Raw genomic sequence first — 26,938 nt, 5'->3', positions numbered from 1 at the left:
CAGATGGGGACGGGCGGCGATGCTTGTCAAACGGTAAAAGTTGCATGTTGACATTTACATGGCATGCAAGCACTATGCCTTGTCACGCCGTGCCGCCGGCCGCGGACGTCAAGCCGGCAGGCAAACATGGACAGGCGGCGGGCATCTCGTGGTATGGTCTTCTTTTGTCCGCCGGGAGGCCAGCCATGTCCGTCATCCATGCCCACCGCGCGCCCGACCCGGCGCCCGTCGATGAACCCATGCCGGCGCCGGAGCCGCAAGAAGCGCCCGGGCACCATCCGGGGCCCGTGCACCCGGTGCCGCAGGACGATCCCGTGCCGCACCCGCATCCCAGTTAATCTCGTCAAGAAAGGCTGTTTTAGATGGCAATTGTCAAGGAAGTCTACACACGCAAAGTCAGCGGAGAATCGTTCGACTATGAACTCGATTACACCCTGGGCACGGACGTGGCCTGGATTGCGCGCGTGTACCACGACGGCGTGCTGAAAGGCTCGCCCCATGGCGCGCTGACGGCCAACGTGCTGTCCGGCCCCGCGCTGGAACAATATCTGCGCGCGTACGTCGAAGGCATGATCGAGCGGGGCCTCGACGTGGCCGAGTAAGTTTGCCTTTGCGGCAGATCAAAGAAAAGGGCGCCGAGGCGCCCTTTGTTGTTTCTGCATTTCAACGTCTGATTAGTCGAACGCCCACGTGTACAACACGTCCAGGGCATTGTTCGTGCCGGTCTGGAATTGCAGGGTGATGCGGCGGTTCAGCTTGTAACGCAGCTTGACCAGGCTCGTTGCCGTGCTCGTGCCTTGCTCGAACGTCAGGTAGGCGCGCGAGGACAGGCGCTTGCCGACGGTGACGACCGTGCTTTCCAGCCCTTGCGCCTGCGACAGGCCCACTTCGTCGAGTCCCAGCGAATTGGCCAGCTTGCCTTGCAAGCCGCCGCCGGAGCCGCCGAAGAGGGCCCCTGCGGCCGTCGTCAAGAGGGCCATTTCATCGCCGGCCGCCGTTTCCGCGCCGTGGCCCAGGATCAGCCAGGCCAGCTTGTCGCTGTCCGACACGCTCGGGGTAGACACCAGCTTGGCCGTCGGCGCCTGGGCCGTGCCGCGCACTTCCACGCCCGCTTCCACATTTGTTTCCGACAAGGCTTCGCCTTCGGGACGCTTGCGCACGGCCAGGATGTTCAGCGACGGGTTGTCGTAGGCGCCCGTGAAGGCGATCAAGCCCCGTTCGATCGACAGCTTTTGTCCGTAGGCGGCGTATTGACCTGTGACAACCTTGATGCTGCCCGTCACGCGCGGCGCAGCGCGGTTGATGACCCTGGCGCGCACATTGCCCGCCAGATCCGCATCGATGCCCATGCCGCGCAGGTGGAAGGCATTGCCCAGGTCAAATTCCAGGTCGATATTCAGGGGCAGCGACGGCGCTTCCTTGCTGCCCTTGACTTCCTTGCCCAGCACCACCACGTCGCTGCTTTGCGTGGGCGTATCTTGCGGCGCCAGTTCGATCAGCGCGCGGTTGGCCTTGAACTTGCCCTCGAAGCTGAAGCGCTTGTCGTTGCGCACCAGGGTGCTGTTACCCGACAGGATCAAGGTGCGGTCGGGGCGCGACAGCGCCTGCAGCCGGTCCGCCATCAATTTCAGTTCCAGGCTCGCTTCGCCATTCGCAAAGCGTACCCAGCCGTCTGCCTGCACCTTGCCATCGCCGCCGTCAAAGCTCAGGCGCTGCAATTGCAATTGATCGCCGGCCAGCTTGGCTTGCAGTACGCCATTGCGCAATTTCAAGCCCTGGTCGGCCCAGTTCACCAGCAGCTTGCTGCCGTTGATGTCGCCATTCAATTGCGGCGCGCCGATGGTGCCGCTGCCGGACAGCGCCACTTTCAAGGCGCCGCCCAGTTCCAGGCCCGGCTGGCCCGTCAGCGGCGCCAGCCAGGCCAGTGTATCGATGCTGGTCGTGCCCGTCAGGGAGAGGGCGCTGTCGTTGCTGATGCGCCCGCCCAGCATTTGCACGGTGGCATTGATGTCGCTCTGCCCCGCGCGCGCACCGTCGAGTTTCACGGCCAGGCGCAGCTGCTGGTTGGCAACATCCACGCGGGCATCGAGGGTGCGCAAGCCCAGCGCCAGCGGCTGTTCCACGCCCACCGTCACGTCGCCTTTTTCGCGGTAGATGTGCAGCATGCCCGCCAGGGAGGGATCTTTCTGCTGCGCCGTCGGCACCTGCATGTCGAGCGACCACTGCGCGCCCAGGGTCAGGTCGCTGCGCGCATTGGCTTGCAGCGAGGGAATCACTTGCGCCAGATACGTCAGGGCCACGCCGGCCGCCTGGCCGGAACTGGTCCAGCGGGGGCCGTTCTTGACCAGGCTTTGCATGGTGATGCTGCCTGCTGGCAATTTGATGGCGGTGTTGCCCACGCTGATCTGTTCCGGCTGGCCCAGGCCCGCCACGCCGCTGCCGGCAGGGCCCGCCACTTTCACGGGCACGGGCGCTTGCAGCACCAGCGCATAGCGGCCCTTGTTTTGCAGGCTGTCGATCGTGCCCGTCCAGCTGGCGCCGATCTGGCTGCCGCGGATTTGCACGGTGGCATCGAAATCGTCGTTGCGCGCCGCCAGGCTCACGGTATGGCTGCCGCGCGTGCCCGTCGTGGCCAGGCGGGCGCTGCCCAGCTTGAAGGTGGGCGTGCTGTAGCCCGTGATGTCCAGGCTGCTGACCATGGGGTCGAGCGCGCCCTGGCCGGCGCCCACGCTGGCGCTGCCCTTGATGGATTTCAATTGCTGGTCGCCAAAGAAGGTCAAATCCCTACCATCGAGCGTCAGCTGCGCGGCCGGCGCGTCCATCTTGCCGCTGACGGAGCCGGCTGCCTGCAGCACGCCGGCAAAGCGGGGGCCCAGGGTCGACAGTTGCGGCGCATCAAGTTTCCACGTCAGCTTGTCCGTGGCGCCCCCCAGCGCGCCCTTGGCCAGCAGGCTGTTCGGCCCCAGGCGCAGTTCCGTATCCACGCTGTCGACCCGTTTCGCATTGGCCGACAGCTTGGCGTAGCCGGCCAGCGGGGCGTTTTGCAAGGTCGATTCGCGCAGGGCCAGGTTGAGGGCCACTTGCCAGTCGCCGCTCAGGCGGCCGCTGCCGTTGAAATCCGCATTGACGTTGCCGTTGGGCAGTGCAGCACCAAACGCGGCCGGATTGATCTTTTGCACGGAACCCGTCACTTTCAGTTCCGCTGCCTGTTTCGGCCCCGTCAAGCCCACGTCGCCGCTGGCATGGATGGCGCTGTCCGGCGCGGGACGCTTGCCGCTGGTCAAGCCAAGCCCTTTCGCATCGGCAACAAACGTCGTGCGCGGCTGCTGCATGGTGCCCTGCACCACGCCGCTGGCCAGCACGCTGCCCAGCAAGTCGGACTGCAGGGCGGAGAGTTGCCGCGCATCGACGTTCCAGTTGAGTTTTTCGCCGGCGCCGCCGAAGTTGCCCTTGGCCGTCACGTTGTTCTTGCCCAGCGCCAATTGCACGTCGATGCCGCTGAAATGGGCCGCATCGGCCGTCAGCTTGCCCTTGCCGGACAGGGGCTGGTCGAGCAGCTTGCTGGGGCGCACGGTGAAATCCGCATTCGCCAGCCATTGCGGTGCCACGTGGCCGTTGGCGCGCACGTCGAGGTTCAGGTCGGCCACGGGGAAGGCGCCGAAGTCGGCGGGATTGAGACGGCTGGTGCTGGCCACGGCCTTGAACGGTTGTTCATCCTTCAGGCTGATCTGGCCCGTCGCGTTGACGCTGCTTTTGCCCGCTTGCAAAGTGCCCTTGCGCAATTGCACGAGGGAATCGGCCAAAGTGGCTTCCACGTCCAGGCGCAGCTTGGCTTCGCCCAGCTTTGCGCGCAGGGTTTGTGTCTTGCCATCGCTGTCGAGCACGATATCGCCGACGATCTTCGTGCTGTTGATGCTGCTGTAAATGTGCTGCAAGTCGATCTTGTCTGTGTGCAAGGTCAGCTGCGCATTGCCGATGGGGCCATCGGCCGCGTCGCGGTTGAGCTTGCCGCTGCCCGTGAATTTGCCCGCAGTGCCGAAGTCGATGAGGGCCGACTCCAGGGTGGTGGCCGTCAGGGTGCCGCCCAATCTCGCCTCGAACTGGCGCAGCGGCAGCTTTTGCTGGTCGATGGGGCCCGGTGTCGCGTGGTTGAGGATGGCCAGCTTGCCCGACACGCTTTGCGCGCTTGGGCGCGTATCGATGGCGGCGTCGAGTTCCAGGCTCAGGTCCGCCTGCGGCAAGGTCGCGTCAAACTTGCCCGGATTGATGTTGCGGCCTTTGATGCTGGCCGAGCGCAGGATGATGACGGGGTCGAACGGCGCCAGCGCCAATTGGGCATCGGCCGTGGCCGCGCCCGCGCTGCCCTTGGCCGTGACGTTCAGCACATTCAGGTCTCCGCCCAGTTGCAGGGCCAGGGCGGCCGGTTTTTCGCCGGCGGCGGGGTTGATCTGCGTCAAGCCGGCTTTGCCTGACAGCTTGAACGGTTGCGTGGCGGCAATCGTCGCGCTGGCCGTGGCCTGGCCGAACGGTGTGAGGGCCGAGGCGTCTTCCAGCTGCCATTGCGTCTTGTCGCCCGACAAGGTGAAATGGATCTTTTCAAATACCGTGTTGCCGCCCGGACTCACCAGGATCACCTTGTCCAGGCGCGCGTCGGCAATGCCGATCTTGAACGGCGAAGCCAGGCTGGCGGGCATCGTCGACGGCTCCTCGGACGGCGCCGTGCCTTCCACGGACAGGCTGGCCACGTGCAGTTCGCTGATCGCGATGCCTTCCGAGAAGAACTGGAACGGCGACCAGTTGATGTCGATATTCTCGGCCGTGATGTGCTGCGTCTTGCTGCGGTAGCTGACGTGGCCCAGGTGCATGCGGTTGTACAGCGAGCCGGACACGCCCGACACGGCGATTTCGCCGCCGCTGGCGCTGGCCACTTTTTGCACCAGCATCTGCAGGGTCGATTCGCGGCCCAGGAACCAGAAGGCGCCGCCCAGCAGCACGGCCAGGCTGGCGACGGCGATCGCCACATAGCGGGGCCAGCGGCGGGCTTTTTTCGCCGGCGGTGGCGGCGCGGCGCCGTTGGGGGACTCGGTAGTAATATCGGACATCAGAAAGTGAATCCCAGAGAGAAGTGCAAACGGTAAGCGTGGACGGCGTGGCCATACGCCACGTCGACATTGATGGGGCCGACGGGGCTCTTGTAGCGTCCGCCCAGGCCGTAGCCCGATTTCGGCGTCATGGCCGCCTTCACGGTATCGGCCGCGTTGCCGGCGTCATAGAAGGCGGCAATGGCCCACTTCGGCTTGAACCAGTACTGGTATTCGGCGCTGCCGGTGAGCATGTAGCGCCCGCCGATGGTGGCGTCGCCTTCCTTGACGCCCAGTTCCTGGTAGCCATAGCCGCGCACCGACTGGTCACCGCCCGCGCGGAACAGGTAGACGGCCGGCACGCCGCGTTTTTCCTTCGAGCCCAGCGCGCCCATTTCGCCGCGCACGATCAGCTCGCCTTTTTCACCGAGCGGACGGTAATACACGGCCTTGCCGGCCACGCGCACGAAGCGCTCGTCCGTCAGCACGGGCAGCAGGGCGCCGCCCACCTGGGCGTTGATGACGTAGCCCCTGGTGGGGAACAGCAGGCTGTCGAGGCTGCGCTTGGTGATGGCATAGGTCAACGGCAAGCTCTTGCTGCGCGTCTGTTCCAGGCCCACGACGGTCTTGTCCTCGCTGAGGAACTCGAACGTCAGGCTGCGTTCGAGGTTGGTGCCGCCCCAGTTGCGCTTGGCCGAGATGGTCGTGACGGCCGTGATTTCGTTGGAAATGTCGCTGCGCTCGAACGAGGCGCCCGCGCTGTCGTTGTAGCCGCGCTCGGTCGTTGGAAAGTAAAAATTGGCGTGCGCCGCCTGTTTCTTCGTTTCCATGGTGATCGCGCTCTTGAAGCGCGTGCCCCACACGTTCAGGTTGTCATAGTTGAGCTGGGCGCGATTGCCCGTGTTCGTACTGAAACCGAGACCGGCGCTGACGTTCTGCTGCTTGTTTTCCGTGACGCGCACCACCAGCGGCAGCAGCGGTGCGGGGCCGCGGTTGACGGGCTTGGCTTCGGCGGCGGCGCTGGCACCTTCGGCCTCGGCTTGCTGGCTTTCCTGGCCGGCCTCGATCTGCTCGCTGAGGATGCTGCTCATGTCGGCGCTCACTTCCACGCTGGCAAAGTAGCCCGTGTCCTGCAGGCGCGCCTGCAACGATTGCAGCGCCGATTCGCTGTAGTACTCGCCCGGACGTATATTGTCGAGGTTGCGGATGATGCTGGGATCGTAGCGTTTCAAGCCTTCGATGCGCAGCTCGCCGAAGCGCAGCTCGGGGCCGCTGTCGAGCACCACCAGCAGCGAGACTTTATGCGTTTCCGGATCGACCACGGCTTGCGTGTCGACCAGCTGGGCGCGCGGGTAGCGCGTCTGCACCACTTCGCGCAGCAGGGCGCGCTTGGCCGATTCCCAGTCGGCCTGGCGAAACACGCTGCCCGTCTTCAGGGACCAGCTGCGCTTCAGGGCTTCCGTATCGTAGGGCTCGCTGGCGGCCAGCGGCGGCGTGGGGTCGAAGCCGCGCAATGCCAGCTCGACCTTGTCGATGGTGACCGCCTGGCCAGGATCGACGTCGACGATGACGACGGGCTTGGCGCCCGACGTATCGACGCGCACCGTGACGACGGGCGTATAGTAGCCGGCCGTGGCGACGAGGTTCCTGGCTTGCTCCGGCGTATCACGGACGAGGCGCTGCAATTGCTCGCGGTCCATGCGCGGGTTGCCGCGGAAGCGTTCCAGGTCCAGGTTTTTTTCAAGCAACTCATCGAGGTCGCCCGGCGCGTTGACCTTGACCTCGTACTGCAGCGGGGCGGGCGCCGCTTCCGTGGCGGCGCTGTCGGCGGGCGCGTCTTGCGCGCTCTGTTGCGCCCCTTCCTGCGCGGCGGCCTGGGCGATGGGGAACAGCAAGATGACACTGCCGGCGGCCGCCAGTGTCAGTTGACCCATTGCTTTTGTCACTACTTGTGCCAAAATTCGTGGTCGTATCGCCTTGCCGGCAACCGTATGCCGTATGGGTCGTGCAGAAAACATGGTGCTCCAGATGAGTAAATGCTGACTGCATGTTACCGGAATAGGTAAACTGATGGCGGACGAATAAGTATTTTTTGCATGGGGAATCTCGTTTCCCCGCGCACTATTGGACAGAACAAAACTCAAAGAAAGAAATTATGCTAGCAACGGACTCCGCACTGGTGCTCTTTAGCGGTGGACAAGATTCCACCACCTGCCTGGCCTGGGCCTTGAAACACTATAGCCGCGTGGAAACTATCGGCTTTGACTATGGACAGCGCCATGCGATCGAACTGACCGTGCGTCCCGGCGTGCTGGAACAGATGCGCCGGCAGTCGCCCGAGTGGGATAGCCGCCTGGGCCAGGATCACATGATCGACCTGTCCCTGATTTCCGCCATTTCCGATACGGCCATGACGCAGAACGTCGAGATCGTCATGCAGGAAAACGGCTTGCCGAACACTTTTGTTCCTGGACGCAACTTGCTGTTCATGACGGTGGCCGCCACCGTGGCCTACCGCCGCGGCTTGACGGTGCTGGTCGGCGGCATGTGCGAGACGGATTTTTCCGGCTATCCGGATTGCCGCGACGACACCATGAAGGCCCTGCAAGTGGCCCTGAACCTGGGCATGGATACGCGCCTGAAGCTGGAAACGCCGCTGATGTGGCTGGACAAGGCGCAAAGCTGGGACCTGGCGGAAGACCTGGGCGGCCAGCCGCTGGTCGACCTGATCCGCAGCGGCACGCATACGTGCTACCTGGGCGAGCGGGGAGAATTGCACGACTGGGGCTATGGCTGCGGCACCTGCCCCGCCTGCGCCCTGCGCGCGAATGGCTACCAGCAATACGCGGCGCGCAAGGCTGCGAAGCCGGCCGCCAAATAAGCAGTTTGCGCCGTTTCTTCAAGCGGCGGGGCGGGGGACAAGGCCATGCTGTGGTTTTTGCCACAGGAGCGTCTTGCCATGAAATCCCTCTTTGCCGCGCTGTACGGCCCAGTCTTCTGGGCCGGCTTCATCGGCGCCGCCACCGTGCTGGTGGCGCTGTGCCAATTCTCCCTCCGGGTCTTGCCGCCGCTGTTGCTGCTGGCCCTGCTCACATCCTTTCTGGCCGAGCGTTACCTGCCGTATGACGGCGCGTGGAACCACGAGCATGGCGACGGCGGACGCGACATTGCGCACGCGCTCGTCAATGAAGCGCTGTACCTGCTGGGACTGGCCATCTTCCCCCTGCTGGCCGGGCACCTGGCGCTGGGTCCGTTCTGGCCCGGCCAGTTGCCGTTCTGGGCGCAGCTGCTGCTGGCCATCCTCATCGCCGATTGCGGCATCACGCTCGTGCATTACCTGAGCCACCGCTATTATTTTCTGTGGAAACTGCATGCCGTGCACCACAGCGTGACGCGCCTGTACGGTTTTAACGGCTGGATGAAACACCCGCTGCACCTGCTGCTGGAAGCGGCGGGCGGCATGCTGCCCTTGTTGCTGCTGGGCATACCGGAGCGTGTCATGGCCGTGCTGGCGTTTGCCGTGGCGATCCAGCTGTTGCTGCAGCACGCGAATGTCGACATGCGCATGGGGCCGCTACGCCACGTGTTTGCCTGGGCGCCCCTGCACCGTTTCCATCACATGAAGTACGGCACGGCGGGCGACGTGAATTTCGGCCTGTTCTTTACCTGCTGGGACCGCTTGCTGGGCACGCGTTTCGACGCGCCCGGCTACCGCATGCGGGGCGAGGACCTGGGCATCGGCAGCCGTCCCGATTACCCGGCCGCGTACGGGGCGCAGCTGCTGGAACCGTTTCGCGCGGAAGAGGGCGTGCGCGCGCCCGCATTGCCGGCGGACTTGCGTAAAGCCATCAATCGAGCAGCTTGACGTTGAGCTGGCGCAAGCTGCGGTCGGCGCGCACGCCGAACAGGCTGCGCATGGTGCGCGAAAAATGCGCGGCATCGGCAAAACCGGCGCCGTGGGCCGCTTCCGTCAGGGTGCTGCCGAGCACAATGAAACGGATGGCCAGGCGCAGGCGGCGCCACAGCACCAGCCGCCGCACGGGCAAGCCCAGCTGGGCGCTGAACAGGCGTTCCAGCTGGCTCAGCGACAAATGCGCCGCCTCGGCCACGGCGGCCGCGCTGACCTTGCCTGACAGCAACGTGTCGACCTTCTCCAGCGCGCGCCGCAAGCGGGGATCGGGCAAGTGCTCGCGCGGCTGCGCCTGCAGCGCGGCGGCCAGGCTGTCCAGGCTGGGCATGCCTGCGCTGCCGGCCGCTGCCAGCAGGGCCGGGCCGCCCAGGCGCTGCGGCTCCGCATAGATGGTCAGCATGGGCGCCGGGGCGGCCAGGATGGCGTGCGGACGCAGGCTATCGACCAGCAAGTGCCGCGCCGTGTGGACGATGCCGTCGAGCTCGGCCGTGAAAGGCGCGCCGGTGCTCAGCATCAACTGGTGCGCATAATGGGCGTGGCTGGCCGTGGCGCCCGCCGCGCCATGCAAGATGGCGAAGTCCGGCGCCAGCCAGAGTGTTCCCTGCCAGCTATCCTGTTGCAAACGCGACTCACAGGTGATGGATTGCGGGGCGATCATATCAGCGAGTGGTGGATTGTTTTCACGGCATCGAATTTTCTTGGAGTACACATCATTGCATTGGCGAAATATGTGATTTTTTTAATACAATATTCAGCATTGCAAGGCCGCCCGCTGTAACGTACTATCATTCTCATCGACTACCGATGGTAGTCCTGCAGCCCGCCGCCAGCCACGTCGCTGGCCGTGAAGCGGTTTGATATCCGTTCTGCTTGTCATCCTGTCATGCCTACACGCGCGTCTACGTCGTGGTTTGCTGGGCCAGTGTCGCACTGGATGGGACCGCGCGTGCTGGCCGCGCTGGTGCTGGCGCTGTGCCTGGGATTGACGTATGGCGCCTGGCGCAATGCCCACGATGCCAGCGAACAGCAGGTGCGGGCCGATTTTGATTTCCGCGTGCACGAACTGGTCAACAACATCGCCGGCCGCATGCAGACCTATATCCAGGTGCTGCACGGGGTGCAGGGACTGTATGCCAGTTCGCAGGAAGTCACGCGCCGCGAATTCCATGCCTACCTGGCGGTGCAGCAGGTGGACCGCCACTTTCCCGGCATCCATGGCATCGGCTACCTGCCGCTGTTGTCCGGCGCCGCCCTGGCGCGGCACGAAGCGAGCGTGCGCGCGGAAGGCTATCCCGGCTATGCCGTGCGTCCGCACGGCCAGCGCGCCTGGCATGCGCCGATCACCTATCTGGAACCCTTGAGCGAGAGCAACCTGCTGGCCTTCGGCTACGACATCGGCTCCGAACCCGTGCGCCGCGCCGCGCTCGAACAGGCGCGCGACACGGGGCAAGCCGCCATGACGGGCAAGATCCACCTGGTACAGGATGGCGGCAGCGCCCAGTCGCATGGTTTTCTCATCGTGCTGCCCGTGTATGAGAATAGCTTGCTGCACGGCAGCGTGGAGCAGCGGCGCGCCGCCTTGCGCGCCTGGGTATTTGCGCCATTTCGCATGGGCGACCTGATGGCGGGCGTGGGCGGCGAGAGCGCGCGCCAGCTGGACCTGGAAATCTATGATGGCGCGCAACTGGCCGAGGCGGCCCTGATGTATGACAGCTTGCCGGGCGCCTTGTCGTCTGCCGCCTCGGACAGCCTGGTGGCGCAGGAAACGATCACCATCGCCGGCCATGCCTGGACCTTGCGCGTGCGCGCCATGCCCGGTTTCGATGGCGAACTGCTGGCGCGGCCCCGCCTGGTGGCCTTGACCGGCTTGCTGGCCAGCATCGTGCTGGCGCTGACCGCCTGGCTGCTGGCGGCGGGCCGCGCCCGCGCCCAGGTGGCGCTGGCGCGTTCGAGCGAACTGACGGGCCAGCTGGAGCAGGGGCAGGCGAGCGTGCTGGCGATGGCCGAGGCGGCGCAGCGCAGCCAGGCCATGCTGCGCAGCATCCTCGACTCGACCATCGACGGCATTCTGGTCGACAACATCGATGGCCGCATCTTCACGTCGAACCGGCGCTTCCGCGACCTGTGGCAAGTGCCCGATGCGCTCGACTGGCAAGCCGACGGCGCGGCGCTGGTGCGCCATGTGGAAAGCCAGCTGGAGCAGGCGGCGCCTTTCCTCGGAGCACGCGTCCATGCGCCGCACGGCCACCGCGAGCGGCGCGACGTGCTGCACCTGCGCGATGGGCGGGTGGTCGAGCAATATGTGCGCAGCATGCAACTGGGCAATGAACAGGCGCGCTTGTGGACCTTCCGCGATATCAGCGAGCGCAGCCAGATGGAGCGGCGCGAGCATACGCGGCGGCAAGTGCTGGAAATGCTGGCCACGGGCGCGCCGCTGGAACGGGTGCTGGAAAGCGTGGTGCTGAGCGTGCAGGCGGACCATCCTGCCATGCTGTGCAGCATCTTGCTGCTCGATGAAAGCCGCCACCGCCTGGTGCTGGGCGCGGCGCCGGGCTTGCCCGCGTTCTTCAACCTGGCCAGCCATGGGCATGACCTCGACACCCTGCAGGGCGTGCATGGCATCGCCGCGCAAGCCTTGCGCGACGACTTGCGCGTGATCGTGGGCGACTTGCACGCCGTTGCCGATGCGCAAGAGACGATGGAACTGGCGTGGCGGGCCCAGCTGCAATCGTGCTGGGCCGAACCCGTGCGTGGCGGCTCGGGCAAGCTGCTGGGCGTGCTGATGGCGTATCACCGCCAGCCCACCTTGCCGGGCGCGGCGCACCTGGCGCGGCTGAGCGAGGCGGCGCACCTGGCCGGCATGGCCATTGAGCAGGCGCAAGTGGCGCTGGCCCTGCGCGCCGGCGAAGCGCGTTTCCGCAGCCTGTACGACCATGCGCCCGTGGCCCTGTGGGAACAGGATTGGTCGGCCGTGCGCGCCGCGCTCGATGTTCTCGAGCAAGCGGGCGTGCGCGACCTGGGCGCCCATTTCCAGGCCCATCCGGAGGCGCTGCAGCGGTTGGCGGGGATGGTGCGCATCATCGATGCGAACGGCGCCGCGCTGGCGCAGGTGCGCGCCAACGAGGACGACCAGCGTCGCGGCGCGCTGGGCCTGGCGCAGAATTTCGACGACAGCGCCTTGCCGCGCTTTGGCGATGCGCTGCTGGCGCTGGCTGGCGGCGCCCACCTGTACGAGTGCGAGAGCAGCTTCGTGCGTCTCGATGGCGCGGCGCGGCAAAATGAATTGAGCTTGCTGGTGATGCCGGGCCATGCGGACAGCCTCGATTTCGTCATGGTGTCCTCGCTCGATATCACCGAGCGCAAGCGCATGAACGCGGAACTGCTGCAACTGGCCACCACGGATTTTTTGACCGGCTTGCCGAACCGGCGCCACTTCATGGCGGCGCTGGAAAACGAGCATGCGCGGTTGCAGCGCGAACTGGCCAGCTGCGCCAGCGTGCTGATGCTCGACATCGATCACTTCAAGCGCGTCAACGACGAGTATGGCCACGCGGTGGGCGATGCCGTGCTGCGCCACCTGGGCGCGCTGATGTGCCAGGCGCTGCGCAAGGTCGACGTGCCGGGCCGCGTGGGCGGCGAAGAATTCGCCATCTTGCTGCCTGGCACGGATCTGAGCGCCGCCGCCGTGTTCGCCGAACGGCTGCGCCGGCGCGTGGCGGAAAGTTCGCTGACCATCGATGGCGGCATTGTGATCACCATCACGGTGAGCATCGGCATGGCCGCCATGGCCGGTACCGATGCCGATTGCGACGCCGTGCTGGCGCGCGCCGACGAGGCGCTGTACCGGGCCAAGCGGGGCGGGCGCAACCGCATCGAACAGAATGACGGCGGCGGCGACGGCGTGCTCAGCAAGTTCATGGCGCAGTGATTACAGGCTGTGCTGACGCGCTTGCGCCTGCTTGCGGTTGCGGCTGACGATCAGCCAGACGATGGCGACGGGAATCAGCAGCGGCAGCAGCACGGGCGTGCTCAAGGCCAGTGCCAGCACCACGCAGAGCGCCACTACCGCGATCAGCACCACGCCCACGCCGGCCAGGACGACTCCCGTGATGACGGCGGCGCACACCACCGCGATGGCGGCGATCAGCAAGCCGCCGCCGGCAAACACCAGGCCGAACAGCCACTCCAGCGGCCCGTCGACATCGTCGCCGTTGAACTGCATGTGCATGTCGCTGCCACTGCCGCTGATCTTGTCGAGGAACAGGCAGGCGAGCATGACGATGAGGACGAAGGTGAGCAATTTTTTCATGATAGGCCTCGGTGTGTGGGTGATGGGGTGTTGCATGCTCACACTGTAGGGATGCGCCCGGCTCGCCGCCAGCGGCGTGCGACAGGCTGTCATTTTCACGGTATGGAAGGCGCTGGGGGCCAGAAAAACACTGATCTGGAACAAGATTTCTTTTCTTGTAATGCGCGCAAGCCGTCCTATACTGAATACCTCAGTCTCGCAAGGAGGGCAACATGCTTTTGTTTGCAGATACCGGGGATCAATCGCTATCCCCCCCTGACCATCGCACCATGCGCCAGCGTAGCGCCACGCAGTCCTGCGCCGAGCCCGTCGGCGCGCCATCGGCGATACCGCCGATCATCATCAACCCCTTCAATTACCATGCGCCGCTGCCGGCCATCGATCCGCGCTGGGTACCGCCCGGTCCGCCGCTGACCTGGCCCAACCGGCCTGCCATGTCCATGTGCTGACAGCCGCCGTGGCGGCAGGCTGCCTCGTGTTGTATGACGTGCCGTCGCGCTTGCGGCAAGGCGGCACGGGCGGGCGTTTTCGACTATCATGCTAGCCCCGACCTTCCATCACGAGCACCGCCATGAGTACCGATTTCCCCGATTTTTCCGACGAAGCAGCCGAGCAGGACAACGACGCCCCGATCCAGGAGCCGCGCCTGTGGGTAGGCAATGGCTGGACGGCGCGCGTGATCAAGAACGAGGAAGATGAAGGCTGGGCCGTGGCCATGATCAAGGATGGCGAACCGGAGCCAGCCCTGGTAGGCCCGTGGACCATGGGCCGCGACAAGAAAAACCCGAAGCCGCTCGACGTCAACGCGTTCAACACGCTGGTCAAGACGGCCTCGGAAGTGCTGCGCCGCCACGAGCAGCAGCTGCATGCGCAATTGCACAAGAACCTGTTCGTCGCCACCGACGAGGGGCAGATCAAGGTGATGTTCGACATCGTGCCCGACGAAGACCACCCGTACGCGGAACTGAGCGCCTACGACGCCGACGGCGAACAGATCGCCAAGGTGCGCACCTCGGCCGCCTTCAAGTTCAACGCCACCGCAGCGGCGAACTGGATCGAAGGCGGCTACCGCCGGCCGGGTTAAGCCGATTGCGGTAGCGCTTCCCTCTATTTACTCAGCTGTACCGCCGCGCCTTCGGGCGCGGTGTGCATTTCCACCTCGTCTTCCTTGCGGTACGCCAGCCGGTACAAGAGCGGCAGCACCAGCAGGGTCAAGGCCGTCGACGACAGGATGCCGCCGATCACCACGGTGGCCAGCGGCCGCTGCACTTCAGCCCCCGTGCCCGTGGCAATGGCCATCGGCACGAAGCCCAGCGAGGCCACCAGCGCCGTCATCAGCACGGGCCGCAGGCGCGTGATGGCCCCTACGCGTATCGCCTCCTGCAAGGGCATGCCCTGTTCGCGCAGCTGGCGGATGTAGGCGATCATCACCAGCCCGTTCAGCACGGCCACGCCGGACAGGGCGATGAAACCCACAGCCGCCGAGATCGACATGGGAATGTCGCGCAGCCACAGGGCGACGATGCCGCCCGTCAAGGCGAACGGGATGCCGCTGAACACGAGCAAGCCATCCTTCACATTGCCGAACATGGCGAACAGCAAGACGAAGACGAGGGCCAGCGCCACCGGCACCACCAGCTCCAGGCGTTTCGTGGCCGACTGCAATTGCTCGAACTGGCCGCCCCAGCTGGTCCAGTAGCCGGCGGGAATGGCCACCTGCGCTTGCAACTGCTGCGTGGCGTCGGCCACGAACGAGCCGATGTCGCGGCCGCGCACATTCGCGCTGATGACGATGCGGCGCTTGCCGTCTTCGCGGCTGATCTGGTTCGGCCCTGGCGCCACTTGCAGGCTGGCCACTTCACCGAGCGGGATGAAGCGCGCGCGGCCTTCCGCCGCCGCGCCCAGGGGCAGGGCGATGGGCAAGCGTTTCAGTTGCTCCAGGTCGCTGCGCAGGCTGTCGGGCAGGCGCACGACGATGTCGAAGCGGCGGTCGCCCTGGAACAGGGTGCCCGCTTCCTGCCCGCCGATGGCCGTGGCAATTGCCGCTTGCACGTCGGCAATGTTGAGGCCATAGCGGGCCGTCTGCTCGCGGTCGATCTGCACCGTCAGCATGGGCAGCCCCGTCGTCTGCTCGACTTTTACTTCTGTAGCGTCCGGAATCTTGCCCAGCACGCCAGCGATCTTCGCCGCCGTGCCGTCGAGGACAAGCATGTCGTCGCCGAACAGTTTCACGGCCACGTCGCTGCGCACGCCGGAAATCAGTTCATTGAAGCGCAGCTGGATCGGTTGCGAAAACTCGTAGTTGTTGCCTGGCAAGCTGCTGGCCGTCGCTTCGATTTCCGCCAGCAATTGCTCGCGCGATTTCTTCGGCTGCGGCCACTGGTCGCGGGGCTTGAGCATGATGTAGCCGTCGGAAATATTCGGCGGCATGGGATCGGAAGCGATCTCGGCCGTTCCCGTGCGGGCGAATACGCGGGCGATTTCCTTGTGGTTGCTCATCAGCTTTTTTTCCAGCTGTTGCTGCATGGCCAGCGATTGCGTCAGGCTGGTGCCGGGGATGCGCAAGGCCTGGATGGCGATGTCGCCCTCGTTCAGGCTGGGCACGAATTCGCTGCCCATGCGCGTGGCCAGCAAGCCAGACAGCAGCACGGCCACCGCCGCACCCGTCAGCACGACGGGCGTGTTGCGCATCACCTTGTCCAGCAGCGGCGCATACCAGCGCTTGGCGGCGCGCATGATGGCGTTTTCCTTCTCCGCCACCTTGTCGCCGATAAACAGCGCCACGGCGGCCGGGATGAAGGTGATCGACAGCAGCATGGCGCCCAGCAAGGCGATGACGACCGTCAGGGCCATCGGCGTAAACATGCGGCCTTCCACGCCCGTCAGCGCGAAGATGGGCAGGTACACGACCATGATGATCAGCTGACCATACAGCAAGGGCCGGCGCGCTTCTTGCGATGCCGCAAACACTTCGTGAAAACGTTCCTGCAAGGTCAACGGCCGTCCCAGTTTTTGCTGCGCATGGGCCAGGCGGCGCACGCAGTTTTCCACGATCACCACGGCGCCATCGATGATGATGCCAAAGTCCAGCGCTCCCAGGCTCATCAGGTTGGCGCTCACGTGGTATTGCACCATGCCCGTAAACGTGAACAGCATGGCCAGCGGAATCACCATGGCCGTGATGATTGCCGCGCGGATATTGCCAAGGAACAGGAACAGGATGGCGATCACCAGCACGGCCCCTTCCAGCAGGTTTTTCTTCACCGTATTGATCGCCTTGTCGACGAGCACCGTGCGGTCATACACGGTGACGGCGTGCACGCCTTTCGGCAGGCTGCGGTTGATCTCCACCATCTTCTTGTCGACGGCTTGCGAGACGGCGCGGCTGTTCTGGCCGATCAGCATGAACACGGTGCCCAGCACCACTTCACGCCCGTTTTCCGTGGCCGCGCCCGTGCGCAGCTCGCGCCCCAGCACCACGTCGGCCACGTCGCGGATGCGGATGGCCACGCCCTGCACATTGGCGACGACGATGTTGCCGAGGTCGTCCTTGGACGCCACCTGGCCCGGCGCGCGTATCAGCAGTTGCTCGCCCTGCCGTTCGATGTAGCCGGCGCCCACGTTGCTGTTGTTGCGCTCGAGCGCCGTCACCACGTCTTGCAGGCTGATGCCGTAGGCGGCCAGTTTTTCCGGGTAGGGCGCCACCTGGTATTGCTTGGCGTAGCCGCCGATGGCATTGATTTCCGTCACGCCCGTGACATTGCGCAACTGCGGCTTGATGATCCAGTCCTGGATTTCGCGCAAGTCCGTCGGCGTGTACGGCGTGCCGTCGGGCTTTTTCGCGCCGTCCTGCGTTTCCACCGTCCACAGGTAGATTTCGCCGAGGCCCGTGGAAACGGGGCCCATCTTCGGTGTGATGCCTGCTGGCAAGCTTTCCTTCGCTTCCTGCAAGCGCTCGTTGATCATCTGGCGCGCAAAATAGATGTCCGTGCCATCCTTGAAGATCACGGTCACTTGCGACAGGCCGTAGCGCGACAGCGAGCGCGTCTGCTCCAGGTTGGGCAAGCCGGCCATGGCCGTCTCGATGGGGAAGGTGACGCGCTGCTCGGTTTCCAGCGGCGAATAGCCGGCGGACTGGGTATTGATTTGCACCTGCACATTGGTGATGTCGGGCACGGCGTCGATGGGCAGCTTTTGATAGCTGTAGATGCCCAGGCCGGCCATGGCGGCCACGGCCAGCATCACCAGCCAGCGCTGGTCGATGGCAAAGCGGATCAAGCGTTCAAACATGATGGTTTCCTTAGCCTTGACGTGATCAGTGTTCGTGACCGGCGGAGTCCTTGCCCAGCTCGGACTTCAGGACGAAACTGCCTTGCGCCGCGTACGGCGTGCCGGCGGCCAGGCCCTGCTTGATGTGCGTCAAGCTGCCATCGCTGCGGCCCAGCACCACGGGCGTGGCCTGGTAGCCATCTTTCACCTGCACGAAGACGACGGGCTTGTCTTCCACCGTCTGGATGGCCGTGCTCTGCACGGTGACGGGCGCGTCCGCTTCGCCGGACACGACTTCCACCGTGACGAACAGGCCCGGGCGCCACGCCATGTCCGGGTTCAGCAAGCTGATGCGTGCCTTGGCCGTGCGCGTCTGTTCGCCCAGCAAGGCGCCCACGTAGGTGATCGTGCCTTGCGCGCTGGCATCAAACGCGGACGCTTTCACCTCTGCCTTGCCTCCCATGCGCACGGTGGCCAGGTCTTTCGCGGGCACGGCGATTTCCGCCCACACGGTCGACAGGTCGGAAATGACGAAGATGTTCGCGTCTTCCTTGACGGCTTCGCCCAGCGTGATGTGTTTTTCCAGCACCATGCCGTCGAACGGCGCGCGGATGTCGTAGCGGTTCAGCGGGCCTTTGCTGGCTCCGGTCCCGGAACCATTGGCGCCCAGCGCGCTGAGCTTTTGCTGGGCATTCTGCACGGCGATTTCCGCTTCGCGCCACGCTTGCTGCGCCTGCAGATAATCCTGTTCGGCCGAGATTTTTTCGCGCCACAGTTTTTCTTCGCGCTCATACGTGGAACGGGCCAGCGATAGCCGCCGCTGCGCCGACAGCAGTGCGCTGCGCTGTTCCGACAGTTCCGTGCTGGCGATGACGGCCAGTACTTGCCCCTTTTTCACCAGCTGGCCCAGGTCGGCGTGCACGGCTTCCACCACCCCGGCCAGGCGCGGCACGACGTGGGCCGTGCGGTCTTCATTGAAGCGGATTTCGCCGGGCAGGGCCACCGTCGTCTTGATGCGGCCGGGCGCGGCCGTGGCGATGACGACGCCGGCTGCGCGGCTTTGCGCAGCCGTCAATTCCAGCTTGCCTTCCACTTCTTCGTGGCCATGTTCGTCTTTCTTTTCCACATGCGCCTCCGCCTTGGCGGCGGGCGGCGGGGTCTTGGAATTGCCCGTGCCAAGGATGAGAACGGCCAGCACGATGCCGGCGGCGGCGATGGAAGCGATGGCGATCGCCTGCTTTTTGTTGCGTGTGATGTTCATGGAGGGTGTTCCTTACAGAGGAGCTGGTGTGCCCAGCAGGCGCTCGATGTCGGCGGCGGCGTGCTGCGCTTCCGTCAGTGCGCGCAGGTATTGGTTTTTGGCTTGCAGCAAGGTGCGTTGGGCGTCGAGCACGTCGAGGAAGGCGAACTTGCCGAACTCGAATCCCTTGCTGGCCGCGTCGTAGGCGCTTTGCGCGCCAGGCAAGATGTCCTGGCGCAAGCTTTCCACGTCGAGCCGGGCCGTGGCCAGGCGTTCGCTGGCGGCGGCCACGGCCGTTTGCACGGCGATGCGGGCGGCAGCCAGCTCGTCGCTGGCCTTGTCGCTGCGGCGCAAGGCGTCGAGCTTGTTGCCCGCATTGCGGTCGAACAGGGGCAGCGGCAGGGCCAGGCCGATGATGGCCTGGTTGCGGCCCAGCTCTTCCGAGCGCTTCATGCCGATGCTGAGCGTGACGTCGGGCGTGGAACGCCGCTGTTCCACGTCCAGCATGGCTTGCCGCTGGGCCAGTGCGCTTTGCGCCTGGCGCACGGCAGGGGCCTGGGCCATGCGCGCTGCCAGTTCGCTGGCTGGGGGCAGCTCCGGCAAGGTTTCCAGGCGTCCCTCTGCCAGTGTGAAGCGGGGCGTGGCATTGCCCCACAGGGCGGCCAGGCGCTGGCGGGCGCTGGCCAGGGTGCTGCGCGCCAGGTTCAGTTCCAGCCGCACGCTCGCTTCGGCCACCCTGGCGCGGGTTTCCTCGACCGGGGACGCCTTGCCGGCCGTCACCCGGCGCGCCGTGATGTCGCTGGCGCGCGCGGCCAGCGCCTGCGCGCTGTCGGCCAGGCGCAAGCCTTCCTGCGCGGCCAGCACGTCGACAAAGGCGGACGTGACGGCGGCGCGCGTGTCCGCCTGTTGCAGGGACAGGCCCGCCTGCGCCAGGTCTGCGCCGCGCTGGGCGACGGCGGCGCGGGCACCCCGCTTGCCGCCCAGCTCGATGAGCTGGTTGAGCTGCACGGTGGTGCTGCGCGTGGCGCGCCGCGTGTCTTCCAGCACGGTTTGCAATTCCGGGTTGGGCAAGGCGCGCGCCTGTTGCAGGGCGCCCCCTTGCGCCACCAGTTCATGGCGGGCGGCCGACAGGGTGGCGTTGCCGCCCTCCGCCAGGGCCAGCGCGGCAGGCAGGGTCAGGGGTGCGGCGGGTTCCACGCCAGATTGTGCGTGGGCAATGTTGCCGGCCAGCAGGCCAGCAGAGAGTAGCAATAGATAAATGGATCGGTGCATCGAATTCTCCAAGGTATGGAAAAAGAATTCGACGGGACGCGCAGGCCTGCACCCGGATTATTTCAGGGCGCGCATTGCGTTATGACAAAAGGGGACGTCCCGTCGGCCTAGATGGCCGACGACCAGTCGGGGCGCTTGGGAGCGTCCGGGATGTGGGAAGCGTAAAAGAAGGGGGAAGTGTCCGCGTTCACGGAAGCCATGTCGCCGATGGGCAGGCTGGAGCCGGCCGGCAGCCATGCGTGGCCGATGCCGTGGCAGACGTTGCAATCGCTGTGCGGCTGGCTTTTTTTCTGCTGGTCCGCCACTTTTTTATCGCCGGCGGGCTGCTTGTCCGCATCCGCCTTGTGCTGGTGGCTGTGGTGGCCCAGGTGCTGCGCCGCCTTGCCTTCCTCGTGCAGGCAATACGCGCTCGCCGCAGCCCAGGACATCTGGAGCGGAAGCACGAACAGCAGCAAAATGAGGAAGAATTTACGCATGGTGACGGCTATTGTACAGAAAGGCGGGCGGGCGTGCCCATGTCAGCGCGGCTGCGCGCGCCACGCCTTCAATTGCGCGGCGATGGCCTTGCCCTGGAACAGTTGCGGCTCGGAATGCTCTTCCGCTTCCATGCCGCCTTCGCGGAAATCGGCCGCCTCGCGCGCCTGCACCAGCACTTTGGCCTTGTCGAACGCTTCCGTGAAGCTGCTGCTTTTCGGCAAGGCTTCCTTGAAATACGCTTCGCTGAAATACGTAAAATCGTTCTGGTCGTCGCAGCCGAACGAGGTGCGGTCGCTGCGCGCGGCCGTGATGATGAGGGTGTTGTCATCTTTCAAGGGGGCAATGAAGCCGCCCGCATAGCAGGCCGAGATCACGATGACTTTCCAGCGGATGCCGCTGTGCTTGAGCATGGACGCCAGCTCTTGCGCGGGCAGGCTGTGCAAGTCCATGCCGTTTTGCGCCAGCGCCAGTTCGTGCTCGGGCGAGCCGTGGCTGGTGAGGAACAGGAACAGCACGTCGTTCTGTTTGTCCATCTTCGCGCCCAGCGCGTCGAGGCTGGCGGCGATGCTGGTGCGCGTGGCCATCGGCTGCTGCGCCACCGTGTTGCGGCTGTTGACGAGCATCAGGGAGCGGCCCACGGTGCCGTAATCGCGGTCGAACTGGCGCTGCACGAAGGCCGTTTCGCGGTGAAACACTTCCTGTGCGCCATCGCCGGCCACGCCCAGCAAATACAGATTGATCTTTTTCGCCGCATCGCGCGGCGCGATGCGCGCCAGGGCGCCGTCGAGCAAGGTGCGCTGGTTGTACAGGGCCAGCTCGATATTGTCGCGCGTGAGCTTGTCCAGGGCCGGATCGTCCAGCTGGCCTTCCGTCCAGTTGCCGCTGTCTTCGCGCCGGCCGTCCGCCTGCGCCACGGCGTAGCGCAGCACGCCCTTGCCGTCGAACTGGCCATTCTTGAAGCCGCCCCGGTATTCGTCGCCGTCGGCCGTGCGCAGCACGCCCTGGCCTTCGAATTTCCAGTCCTTCAGCTCGCCTTCGTAGTGGATGCCGTCGCTGGTGGTGACGGTGGCCTTGCCCTGCACCTGGCCCTGGACGAATTCGCCTTCGAAGACGGTGCCGTCCGTGTCGGTCAGCTTGCCGGCGCCGTGCGGGCGCCAGTGCTTGAAATGGCCTTCGAAGGTGGCGCCGTCGGCACCCTGGAAGCGGCCCACGCCCTCGAAGCTGCCCTTGACGAAGTTGCCCGTGTAAATTTCGCCCTTGGGCGAGGTGTAGCGGCCGAGGCCATCGAAGGCGCCCTGACTGAACGCGCCCGTGTATTCGACGCCGGACGCCTGGCGCAGCTTGCCCTGGCCGGAAAACACGCCGCGCGCGAAGCCCCCTTCGTAAAACGCGCCGCTCGCATATTCGAGCCGGCCCTGGCCATGCATCTTGCCCGCGACGAGGGGGCCGAAATAGCGTCCGCCATCGGCCGTTTCCGCCGCCGGCGCCTTGGCTGGCGCAGCGCACAGCGGCGGCATGCCCAGCGCGGCAAAGGCCAGCAGGCCGGCGAGGGTGTAGGGGCGAAGCGAGGCGCGTAGCGTGGCAGTCATGAGGACGGTCTGGTCTGTAGGAAGGGGCCTAGTCTGCCACTGTATTGCCAGCGTGGCAAATGCGCGCGTGGCGTGTGTTGCTCTGCCTCAAGGCAAGATTCTCCGTTTTATGCCGTGCCAAGGCTGGGCTGAACTGATAATATTGATTTTCAGAACATATACTTGCACAAGGTACATAGTCACCCATGGAAAGCCGCCTCAGCCGCCTGGAAGCCGTTCAAACCGTGTTGCTGGAAATCGGGCAGCGCTCGAGCACCTGCAGCGATATCAGTGAATTCCTGCAGGCGGTGCATGCGGCGCTGGGACGCATCATGTATGCGGCGAACTTCTATGTCGCGCTCAGCGACCGCGACGACGGCCTCGTGCGCTTTCCCTATTTTGTCGACGAATTCGACGCCGCGCCCGACCCGGACGAGGGCGTGCGCCTGGCCAGCGCCGCGCAGTCGCCCACGGCGTGGGTCATCGTCAACCGCAAGCAGCTGGTGATGACGGCCGACGACGACGCCATGCGCGCCATCGGCGGCGGCGCCTGGGGCGGGGGCACGGCGGCCGAGCACTGGATCGGCTGTCCGCTGCTGGACCAGCAGCACCAGGTGCTGGGCGCCATCGTCATCCAGAGCTACGACGCCCAGCACCGCTTCAGCCTGGAAGACCAGGCCCTGTTCGCGCTGATCGCCACGCACGTGTCGAGCGCGCTGCAAGGCATGCAAAGCATGGACCGCCTGGAAAAGGCGGTGCAGGAGCGCACGGCCCTGCTGGCGCACGAGGTGGCCGAGCGGCGCCGCGCGGAAAACCTGCAGCATGCGCTGTATGAAATCGCCAACCTGTCGGCGCAGGCATCCGATGCGACGACCTTGTACGCGCGCCTGCACGCCATCATCAGCGAGCTGGTGACGGCGAAGAATTTCCTCATCGCCCTGTACCACCCGGACAACAAGGACATCACGATCCCGTATTTCGTCGACGAGAAGGATGCGCAGGCGCCCGTGAAACGCTTTCATTACGGCATCGGCATGAGTTCCTATGTGCTGGCGCGGCGCCAGGCTTGCCTGCTCGATGCGGACAGCTATGCGGCGCTGGTGGCCAGCGGCGAGATGGAAGAGCCGCTGGGCAATACCAGCATCGCCAGCTGGATGGGCGCGCCCATGCTGCTGGGCGACCGGAAATATGGCGTGATCATCGTGCAAAGCTATGACACGTCCGTCGTGTATGGCCAGGCGGAACTGGACGTGCTGGCCTTCATGGCCAGCCACGTGGCCGTGGCGATGGCCCGCATCCAGGCCGACAGCGCCATGCGTCGGGCCAAGGAAGCGCTGGAAGAGCAGAACGCGGCCCTGAACAGCGCCCTGAGCGCCTTGCAGGAGGCGCAGTCGGAACTGGTGCGCCAGGAAAAACTGGCTTCGCTGGGACGCCTGGTGGCGGGCGTGGCGCATGAAATCAATACGCCGCTGGGCATTTGCGTGACGGCCACCAGCCACCTGGTGCAGGAATTGAAGCTCACGCGCGAAGACCTGGAAGGCGGCCAGCTCGATGAAGATGGCTTGCGGCAATTCTTCGACATCATCGACCAGACCTTGCGCATCATGACGACGAACACGCAGCGCGCCGCGGCGCTGGTGCGCAGCTTCAAGCAGGTGGCCGTGGACCAGTCGTCGGACGAATTGCGCAGCTTCAACTTGCGCAAATACCTCGATGAAATCCTGCTGTCCTTGCAGCCCAAGCTGAAGGGCAAGCCCGTCAAGGTGGAGATTGATTGCGGGCCCGAGGTGCAGCTGCGCAGCTATCCGGGCGCCGTCTCGCAGATCGTCACGAACATGGTGGTCAATTCACTCGTGCATGGCTTTGTCGAAGGCGAGCCGGGCAAGATCAGGATCAGCGTGCGCACGGCCGGCGAGATGCTGGAACTCGACTACAGCGATGACGGCATGGGCATGGACAGCGCCACCCTGGGCCAGCTGTTCGACCCCTTCTTCACGACCAAGCGGGGTTCCGGCGGCAGCGGCCTGGGCGCGCATATCCTCTACAACCTGGTAACGGGGCCGCTGGGCGGCACGGTGAAGGTGGTCAGCGCGCCGGGCATGGGATTGCACTATAAAATCCGTTTCCCGCTCGGGTTCAATGATGTGTCCTTGAAAACCTAAAAGCGGCGGGCCGGAGACGCGGGCCTGAGAAAATGCCGATGGCGGCGTTGCAGCTCCTTGCCGTACATGCGTACTGTCTGCGTCGCTGCGCCTTGCCCTCGACATTTTTCAGGTCCGCTTGGCCCGGAATGCCCGTGTTGGGGGCATGGGCCGAAGCGTGTTTTGCCGGCGTGCGTATCGCTCGTGGGGCCTGCTAGTCTGGAAAACGTTGATTTAACGCAAGCGCCGCATCCAGATTTGCAATCAGCAATTCCACATATTGCGGATCGAGGTGGCTGCCGCTGACTTCGCGCAGGTAGCCCACCACGCGCTCCAGGGGCCAGGCGTCCTTGTAGCAGCGCTTGTGCATGAGGGCGTCGAAGACGTCGGCGACGGCGGCGATGCGCGCGTATTTGTGGATGTGCTCGCCGACCAGGCCTTGCGGGTAGCCGCTGCCGTCGTATTTTTCATGGTGCTGGTGGGCAATCACGGCGGCCGCCTTCAACAGCGGGCGCTGCGAGCCGTCCAGGATGGACATGCCCACCGTCGGATGCTGCTTCATGATTTCCCATTCGGCCGCGTCGAGCTTGCCCGGTTTGAGCAGCACGGCGTCGGGCGTGGAAATCTTGCCGATGTCATGCATGGGTGCCGCGTGGCGCAGCACCATGGTTTCCTCGTCCGACATGCCGGACGCCTGCGCCAGCAGCTGGCACACTTCGGCCATGCGGCGCACGTGGTTGCCCCCTTCGTGCGAGCGCGATTCGACGACGTCGCCCAGGCGCAGGATCAGCTCGGCCTGGGTATCGGTGATTTCCTGCGTCAGCAGGATGTTGTCGAAGGCGATCGCCACGCCGGAACAGAAGACTTCCAGCAATTGCGCATCGAGGTCGGAGATTTCTTCCACGCCCTTGAGTACCAGCAAGGACGCCTTGCCGCTGCTGTTCGGGAAATAGCCGACATAGGTGTCGCCGTGTAGGCGCGAGATCTTGTTGCTCTTGGCGTCGTCCAGCTGCGACAGCAGGGAAGGGCTGAGGATGCCGTCGTCCGTGTCGCCGATCTGCGCGAGGATTTCATAATCCTGCTCGCCCGAAATGGCGCTGGCGCCGCGCAGGCGCAGCAGCATGCTCGTTTCCAGGCGCAGCAGGGCGACGACTTGCTGCAGCAGGCCGCTGGCGAAGTCGCGCAGGTTGCGCTGCTTGAAGATGTGGGCCGAGGCGGCGATGACGCGCTCGAGTCCCTCGCGGTAATGGAGCTGGGCCTGGCGCGCCTCTTCCACCTTCATGATGTCGCGGTAGGCGCGCAGGGCGGCAAAGGTGGTGGTGAACAGCTTGGTGCGGTCCAGTTCCGTCTTTTCCTTGTAGTCGTTGATGTCGTAGTTGACGATCACCCGTTCTTCCGGCGCCTGTCCCGGCTGTCCCGTGCGCAGCACGATGCGCGTAAACTGGTTGCCCAGGTCTTCGCGCATCCAGCGCGCCACTTCCAGGCCGCTGTCTTCGCGCTCCATCACCACGTCGAGAAACACCAGCGCGATGCCTGCTTCGCGCGCCAGCACCTGCTTGGCTTCGGCGCCGCTGTAGGCATGCACGAAACTCAGGGCGCGGCCCTCGAGGCGAAAACGGCTCAGTGTCAGTTCGGTGATGTCATGGATGTCGGGTTCATCGTCGACGAGCAGGACTTTCCAGGGAGGTAACTTGGGCGATGCTGAAGACAAAAATGACATAAGGGCGAGTTCCGCTAAAAGGCATAACTGACGCAATACTGAGACGCCCGCGCCAGGCTTGCCTGTGCGCCACTACTGGCGTTGCGCGTTTTTCGGGCGCATTTTATCGATTGTAGACTGACAGCCAAGTATTAACAACAAGCAAGAATAATTGACTAAACTCATGCAACATGCATATCAAAAAAGCACTTTAAATCCACGCTGCCGGCACTATGTATACTTTATCGCTTAGGCAACTATATTTTCAAGACAATACTTTGTTTTAATTAATATTGCCAATGAATCTGTAAAAAAAATCGGTGGGACGAAGCCTCGTTCGTTACGCGGTGCAAGAAAAGTAACAATGTATTAGTTTCCCTTTAGAATGAAACGCATCGCGCTATATTGAGAAGTAAAAAATGGCCGCAGGCCATCCACATTCTTGAAAGGACTCATCATGAAAACGAAAACGACGCGTACCTTCATTGCTGGTCTTGCCTTGCTGGCGAGCACTGCCGCCTGGGCGGGCACGGAAGTGCATTTCACCAAGCCGGAACAATTCTCGGATGTGTCTTTCGATCGGACGGAGCGTGAGAATGTCCTCAAGGACTTGGCGGCGCACTTCGCAAAACGGGGAGAGGCGCTCAAGCCCGGGCTAACCCTGAAGATCGATGTGACGGATCTGGACATGGCTGGCCGTGAAAATCCCGCCATGCGCTCTGCGCAGGATTTCCGCGTGATGACCGGCCAGGCCGACTGGCCGCGCATACGCTTGCACTATGTGCTGGAGCAAGATGGCAAGGTCATCGGCAGCGCCGATGCGGCCCTGTCCGATATGTCCTATCTGACGCGCATCAATCGTTATTCCAGCGGCGACAAGCTGCGCTACGAGAAGCAGATGATCGATGACTGGTTTGCGAGCACGTTCGGCGCGCAAGTGAAGAGTCCGGTACGCAAATGATCTTGCCGCGG

General features: G+C 64.6%; 19 protein-coding genes. 9 read left to right on the top strand and 10 right to left on the bottom strand.

Annotated elements, in window-relative coordinates; all coding sequences use genetic code 11:
• The first annotated feature begins 185 nt into the window (after window positions 1–185).
• Complete coding sequence (locus CLU94_RS28355) at window positions 186–338, top strand: hypothetical protein (protein WP_168208500.1); 153 nt, start codon at window positions 186–188, stop codon at window positions 336–338.
• Window positions 339–362: 24 nt separating this feature from the next.
• Window positions 363–602 carry a hypothetical protein gene (locus CLU94_RS10845; protein WP_099665635.1) on the top strand — a complete coding sequence of 80 codons (240 nt, stop codon included), beginning with the start codon at window positions 363–365 and terminating at the stop codon, window positions 600–602.
• 72 nt (window positions 603–674) lie between these two features.
• Here the strand turns inward: CLU94_RS10845 and CLU94_RS10840 are convergent, their stop codons facing one another.
• Window positions 675–5,102: a translocation/assembly module TamB domain-containing protein gene (locus tag CLU94_RS10840; RefSeq protein WP_099665634.1), complete on the bottom strand. Its 4,428-nt coding sequence runs from the start codon at window positions 5,100–5,102 to the stop codon at window positions 675–677.
• Window positions 5,102–7,015, bottom strand: coding sequence for an autotransporter assembly complex protein TamA (locus CLU94_RS10835; protein WP_099665633.1), 1,914 nt, complete (start codon window positions 7,013–7,015; stop codon window positions 5,102–5,104). Before CLU94_RS10835 ends, CLU94_RS10840 begins: the two co-directional genes overlap by 1 nt.
• Window positions 7,016–7,236: 221 nt before the next feature.
• On the opposite strand from CLU94_RS10835, the gene queC reads away from it, so the two are divergent.
• Both queC and CLU94_RS10825 read left to right on the top strand, forming a co-directional pair.
• Window positions 7,237–7,962 carry a 7-cyano-7-deazaguanine synthase QueC gene (gene queC, locus CLU94_RS10830; RefSeq protein ID WP_099665632.1) on the top strand — a complete coding sequence of 242 codons (726 nt, stop codon included), beginning with the start codon at window positions 7,237–7,239 and terminating at the stop codon, window positions 7,960–7,962.
• Window positions 7,963–8,040: 78 nt separating this feature from the next.
• A complete protein-coding gene (locus tag CLU94_RS10825) occupies window positions 8,041–8,946 on the top strand; it encodes a sterol desaturase family protein (protein ID WP_099665631.1) in 906 nt (301 codons plus the stop codon).
• Here CLU94_RS10825 and CLU94_RS10820 read toward each other — a convergent pair.
• Window positions 8,930–9,613, bottom strand: a complete 684-nt coding sequence (locus CLU94_RS10820; protein ID WP_218965287.1) for a helix-turn-helix domain-containing protein — start codon at window positions 9,611–9,613, stop codon at window positions 8,930–8,932. The genes CLU94_RS10825 and CLU94_RS10820 overlap by 17 nt on opposite strands.
• A 300-nt stretch (window positions 9,614–9,913) precedes the next feature.
• On the opposite strand from CLU94_RS10820, the gene CLU94_RS10815 reads away from it, so the two are divergent.
• Window positions 9,914–12,919, top strand: coding sequence for a sensor domain-containing diguanylate cyclase (locus CLU94_RS10815; protein WP_257218762.1), 3,006 nt, complete (start codon window positions 9,914–9,916; stop codon window positions 12,917–12,919).
• Here the strand turns inward: CLU94_RS10815 and CLU94_RS10810 are convergent, their stop codons facing one another.
• Window positions 12,920–13,300, bottom strand: a complete 381-nt coding sequence (locus CLU94_RS10810) for a hypothetical protein (RefSeq protein WP_099665628.1) — start codon at window positions 13,298–13,300, stop codon at window positions 12,920–12,922.
• 212 nt (window positions 13,301–13,512) lie between these two features.
• Between CLU94_RS10810 and CLU94_RS10805 the strand changes: the two genes are divergently transcribed.
• Entirely contained in the window at window positions 13,513–13,749 is a 237-nt protein-coding gene (locus CLU94_RS10805; protein WP_143451398.1) for a hypothetical protein, read from the top strand.
• Between the two features lie 122 nt (window positions 13,750–13,871).
• Window positions 13,872–14,384 (top strand): hypothetical protein, encoded by a 513-nt coding sequence (locus tag CLU94_RS10800; protein WP_099665627.1) that lies wholly within the window; start codon window positions 13,872–13,874, stop codon window positions 14,382–14,384.
• A 23-nt stretch (window positions 14,385–14,407) separates the two neighbouring features.
• Here the strand turns inward: CLU94_RS10800 and CLU94_RS10795 are convergent, their stop codons facing one another.
• From CLU94_RS10795 to CLU94_RS10775, 5 genes are all read right to left on the bottom strand, one after another.
• Window positions 14,408–17,590: an efflux RND transporter permease subunit gene (locus CLU94_RS10795; protein WP_099665626.1), complete on the bottom strand. Its 3,183-nt coding sequence runs from the start codon at window positions 17,588–17,590 to the stop codon at window positions 14,408–14,410.
• 25 nt (window positions 17,591–17,615) lie between these two features.
• Entirely contained in the window at window positions 17,616–18,830 is a 1,215-nt protein-coding gene (locus tag CLU94_RS10790) for an efflux RND transporter periplasmic adaptor subunit (RefSeq protein WP_099665625.1), read from the bottom strand.
• A 12-nt stretch (window positions 18,831–18,842) separates the two neighbouring features.
• Window positions 18,843–20,081 carry a TolC family protein gene (locus CLU94_RS10785; protein WP_143451397.1) on the bottom strand — a complete coding sequence of 413 codons (1,239 nt, stop codon included), beginning with the start codon at window positions 20,079–20,081 and terminating at the stop codon, window positions 18,843–18,845.
• Window positions 20,082–20,188: 107 nt separating this feature from the next.
• Window positions 20,189–20,557, bottom strand: a complete 369-nt coding sequence (gene czcI, locus CLU94_RS10780) for a cation efflux protein, CzcI family (RefSeq protein WP_099665624.1) — start codon at window positions 20,555–20,557, stop codon at window positions 20,189–20,191.
• 42 nt (window positions 20,558–20,599) lie between these two features.
• Window positions 20,600–22,147 carry a C13 family peptidase gene (locus tag CLU94_RS10775; RefSeq protein ID WP_099665623.1) on the bottom strand — a complete coding sequence of 516 codons (1,548 nt, stop codon included), beginning with the start codon at window positions 22,145–22,147 and terminating at the stop codon, window positions 20,600–20,602.
• A gap of 185 nt (window positions 22,148–22,332) precedes the next feature.
• Here CLU94_RS10775 and CLU94_RS10770 point away from each other — a divergent pair, with 185 nt between their 5' ends.
• Complete coding sequence (locus CLU94_RS10770) at window positions 22,333–24,288, top strand: GAF domain-containing sensor histidine kinase (RefSeq protein ID WP_099665622.1); 1,956 nt, start codon at window positions 22,333–22,335, stop codon at window positions 24,286–24,288.
• Window positions 24,289–24,481: 193 nt separating this feature from the next.
• Here the strand turns inward: CLU94_RS10770 and CLU94_RS10765 are convergent, their stop codons facing one another.
• On the bottom strand, window positions 24,482–25,987 hold the full coding sequence (locus tag CLU94_RS10765) for a DUF3369 domain-containing protein (RefSeq protein ID WP_099665621.1): 1,506 nt from the start codon (window positions 25,985–25,987) through the stop codon (window positions 24,482–24,484).
• A 436-nt stretch (window positions 25,988–26,423) separates the two neighbouring features.
• On the opposite strand from CLU94_RS10765, the gene CLU94_RS10760 reads away from it, so the two are divergent.
• Window positions 26,424–26,927 (top strand): DUF3016 domain-containing protein, encoded by a 504-nt coding sequence (locus CLU94_RS10760; RefSeq protein ID WP_099665620.1) that lies wholly within the window; start codon window positions 26,424–26,426, stop codon window positions 26,925–26,927.
• Window positions 26,928–26,938: the final 11 nt, after the last annotated feature.

Source organism: Janthinobacterium sp. 13 (genome assembly GCF_002749695.1).
GTDB classification, from domain to species: domain Bacteria; phylum Pseudomonadota; class Gammaproteobacteria; order Burkholderiales; family Burkholderiaceae_D; genus Janthinobacterium; species Janthinobacterium kumbetense.
The sequence above is the reverse complement of the archived record's forward strand: the minus strand, read 5'-3'. Positions and strand labels throughout refer to the sequence as shown.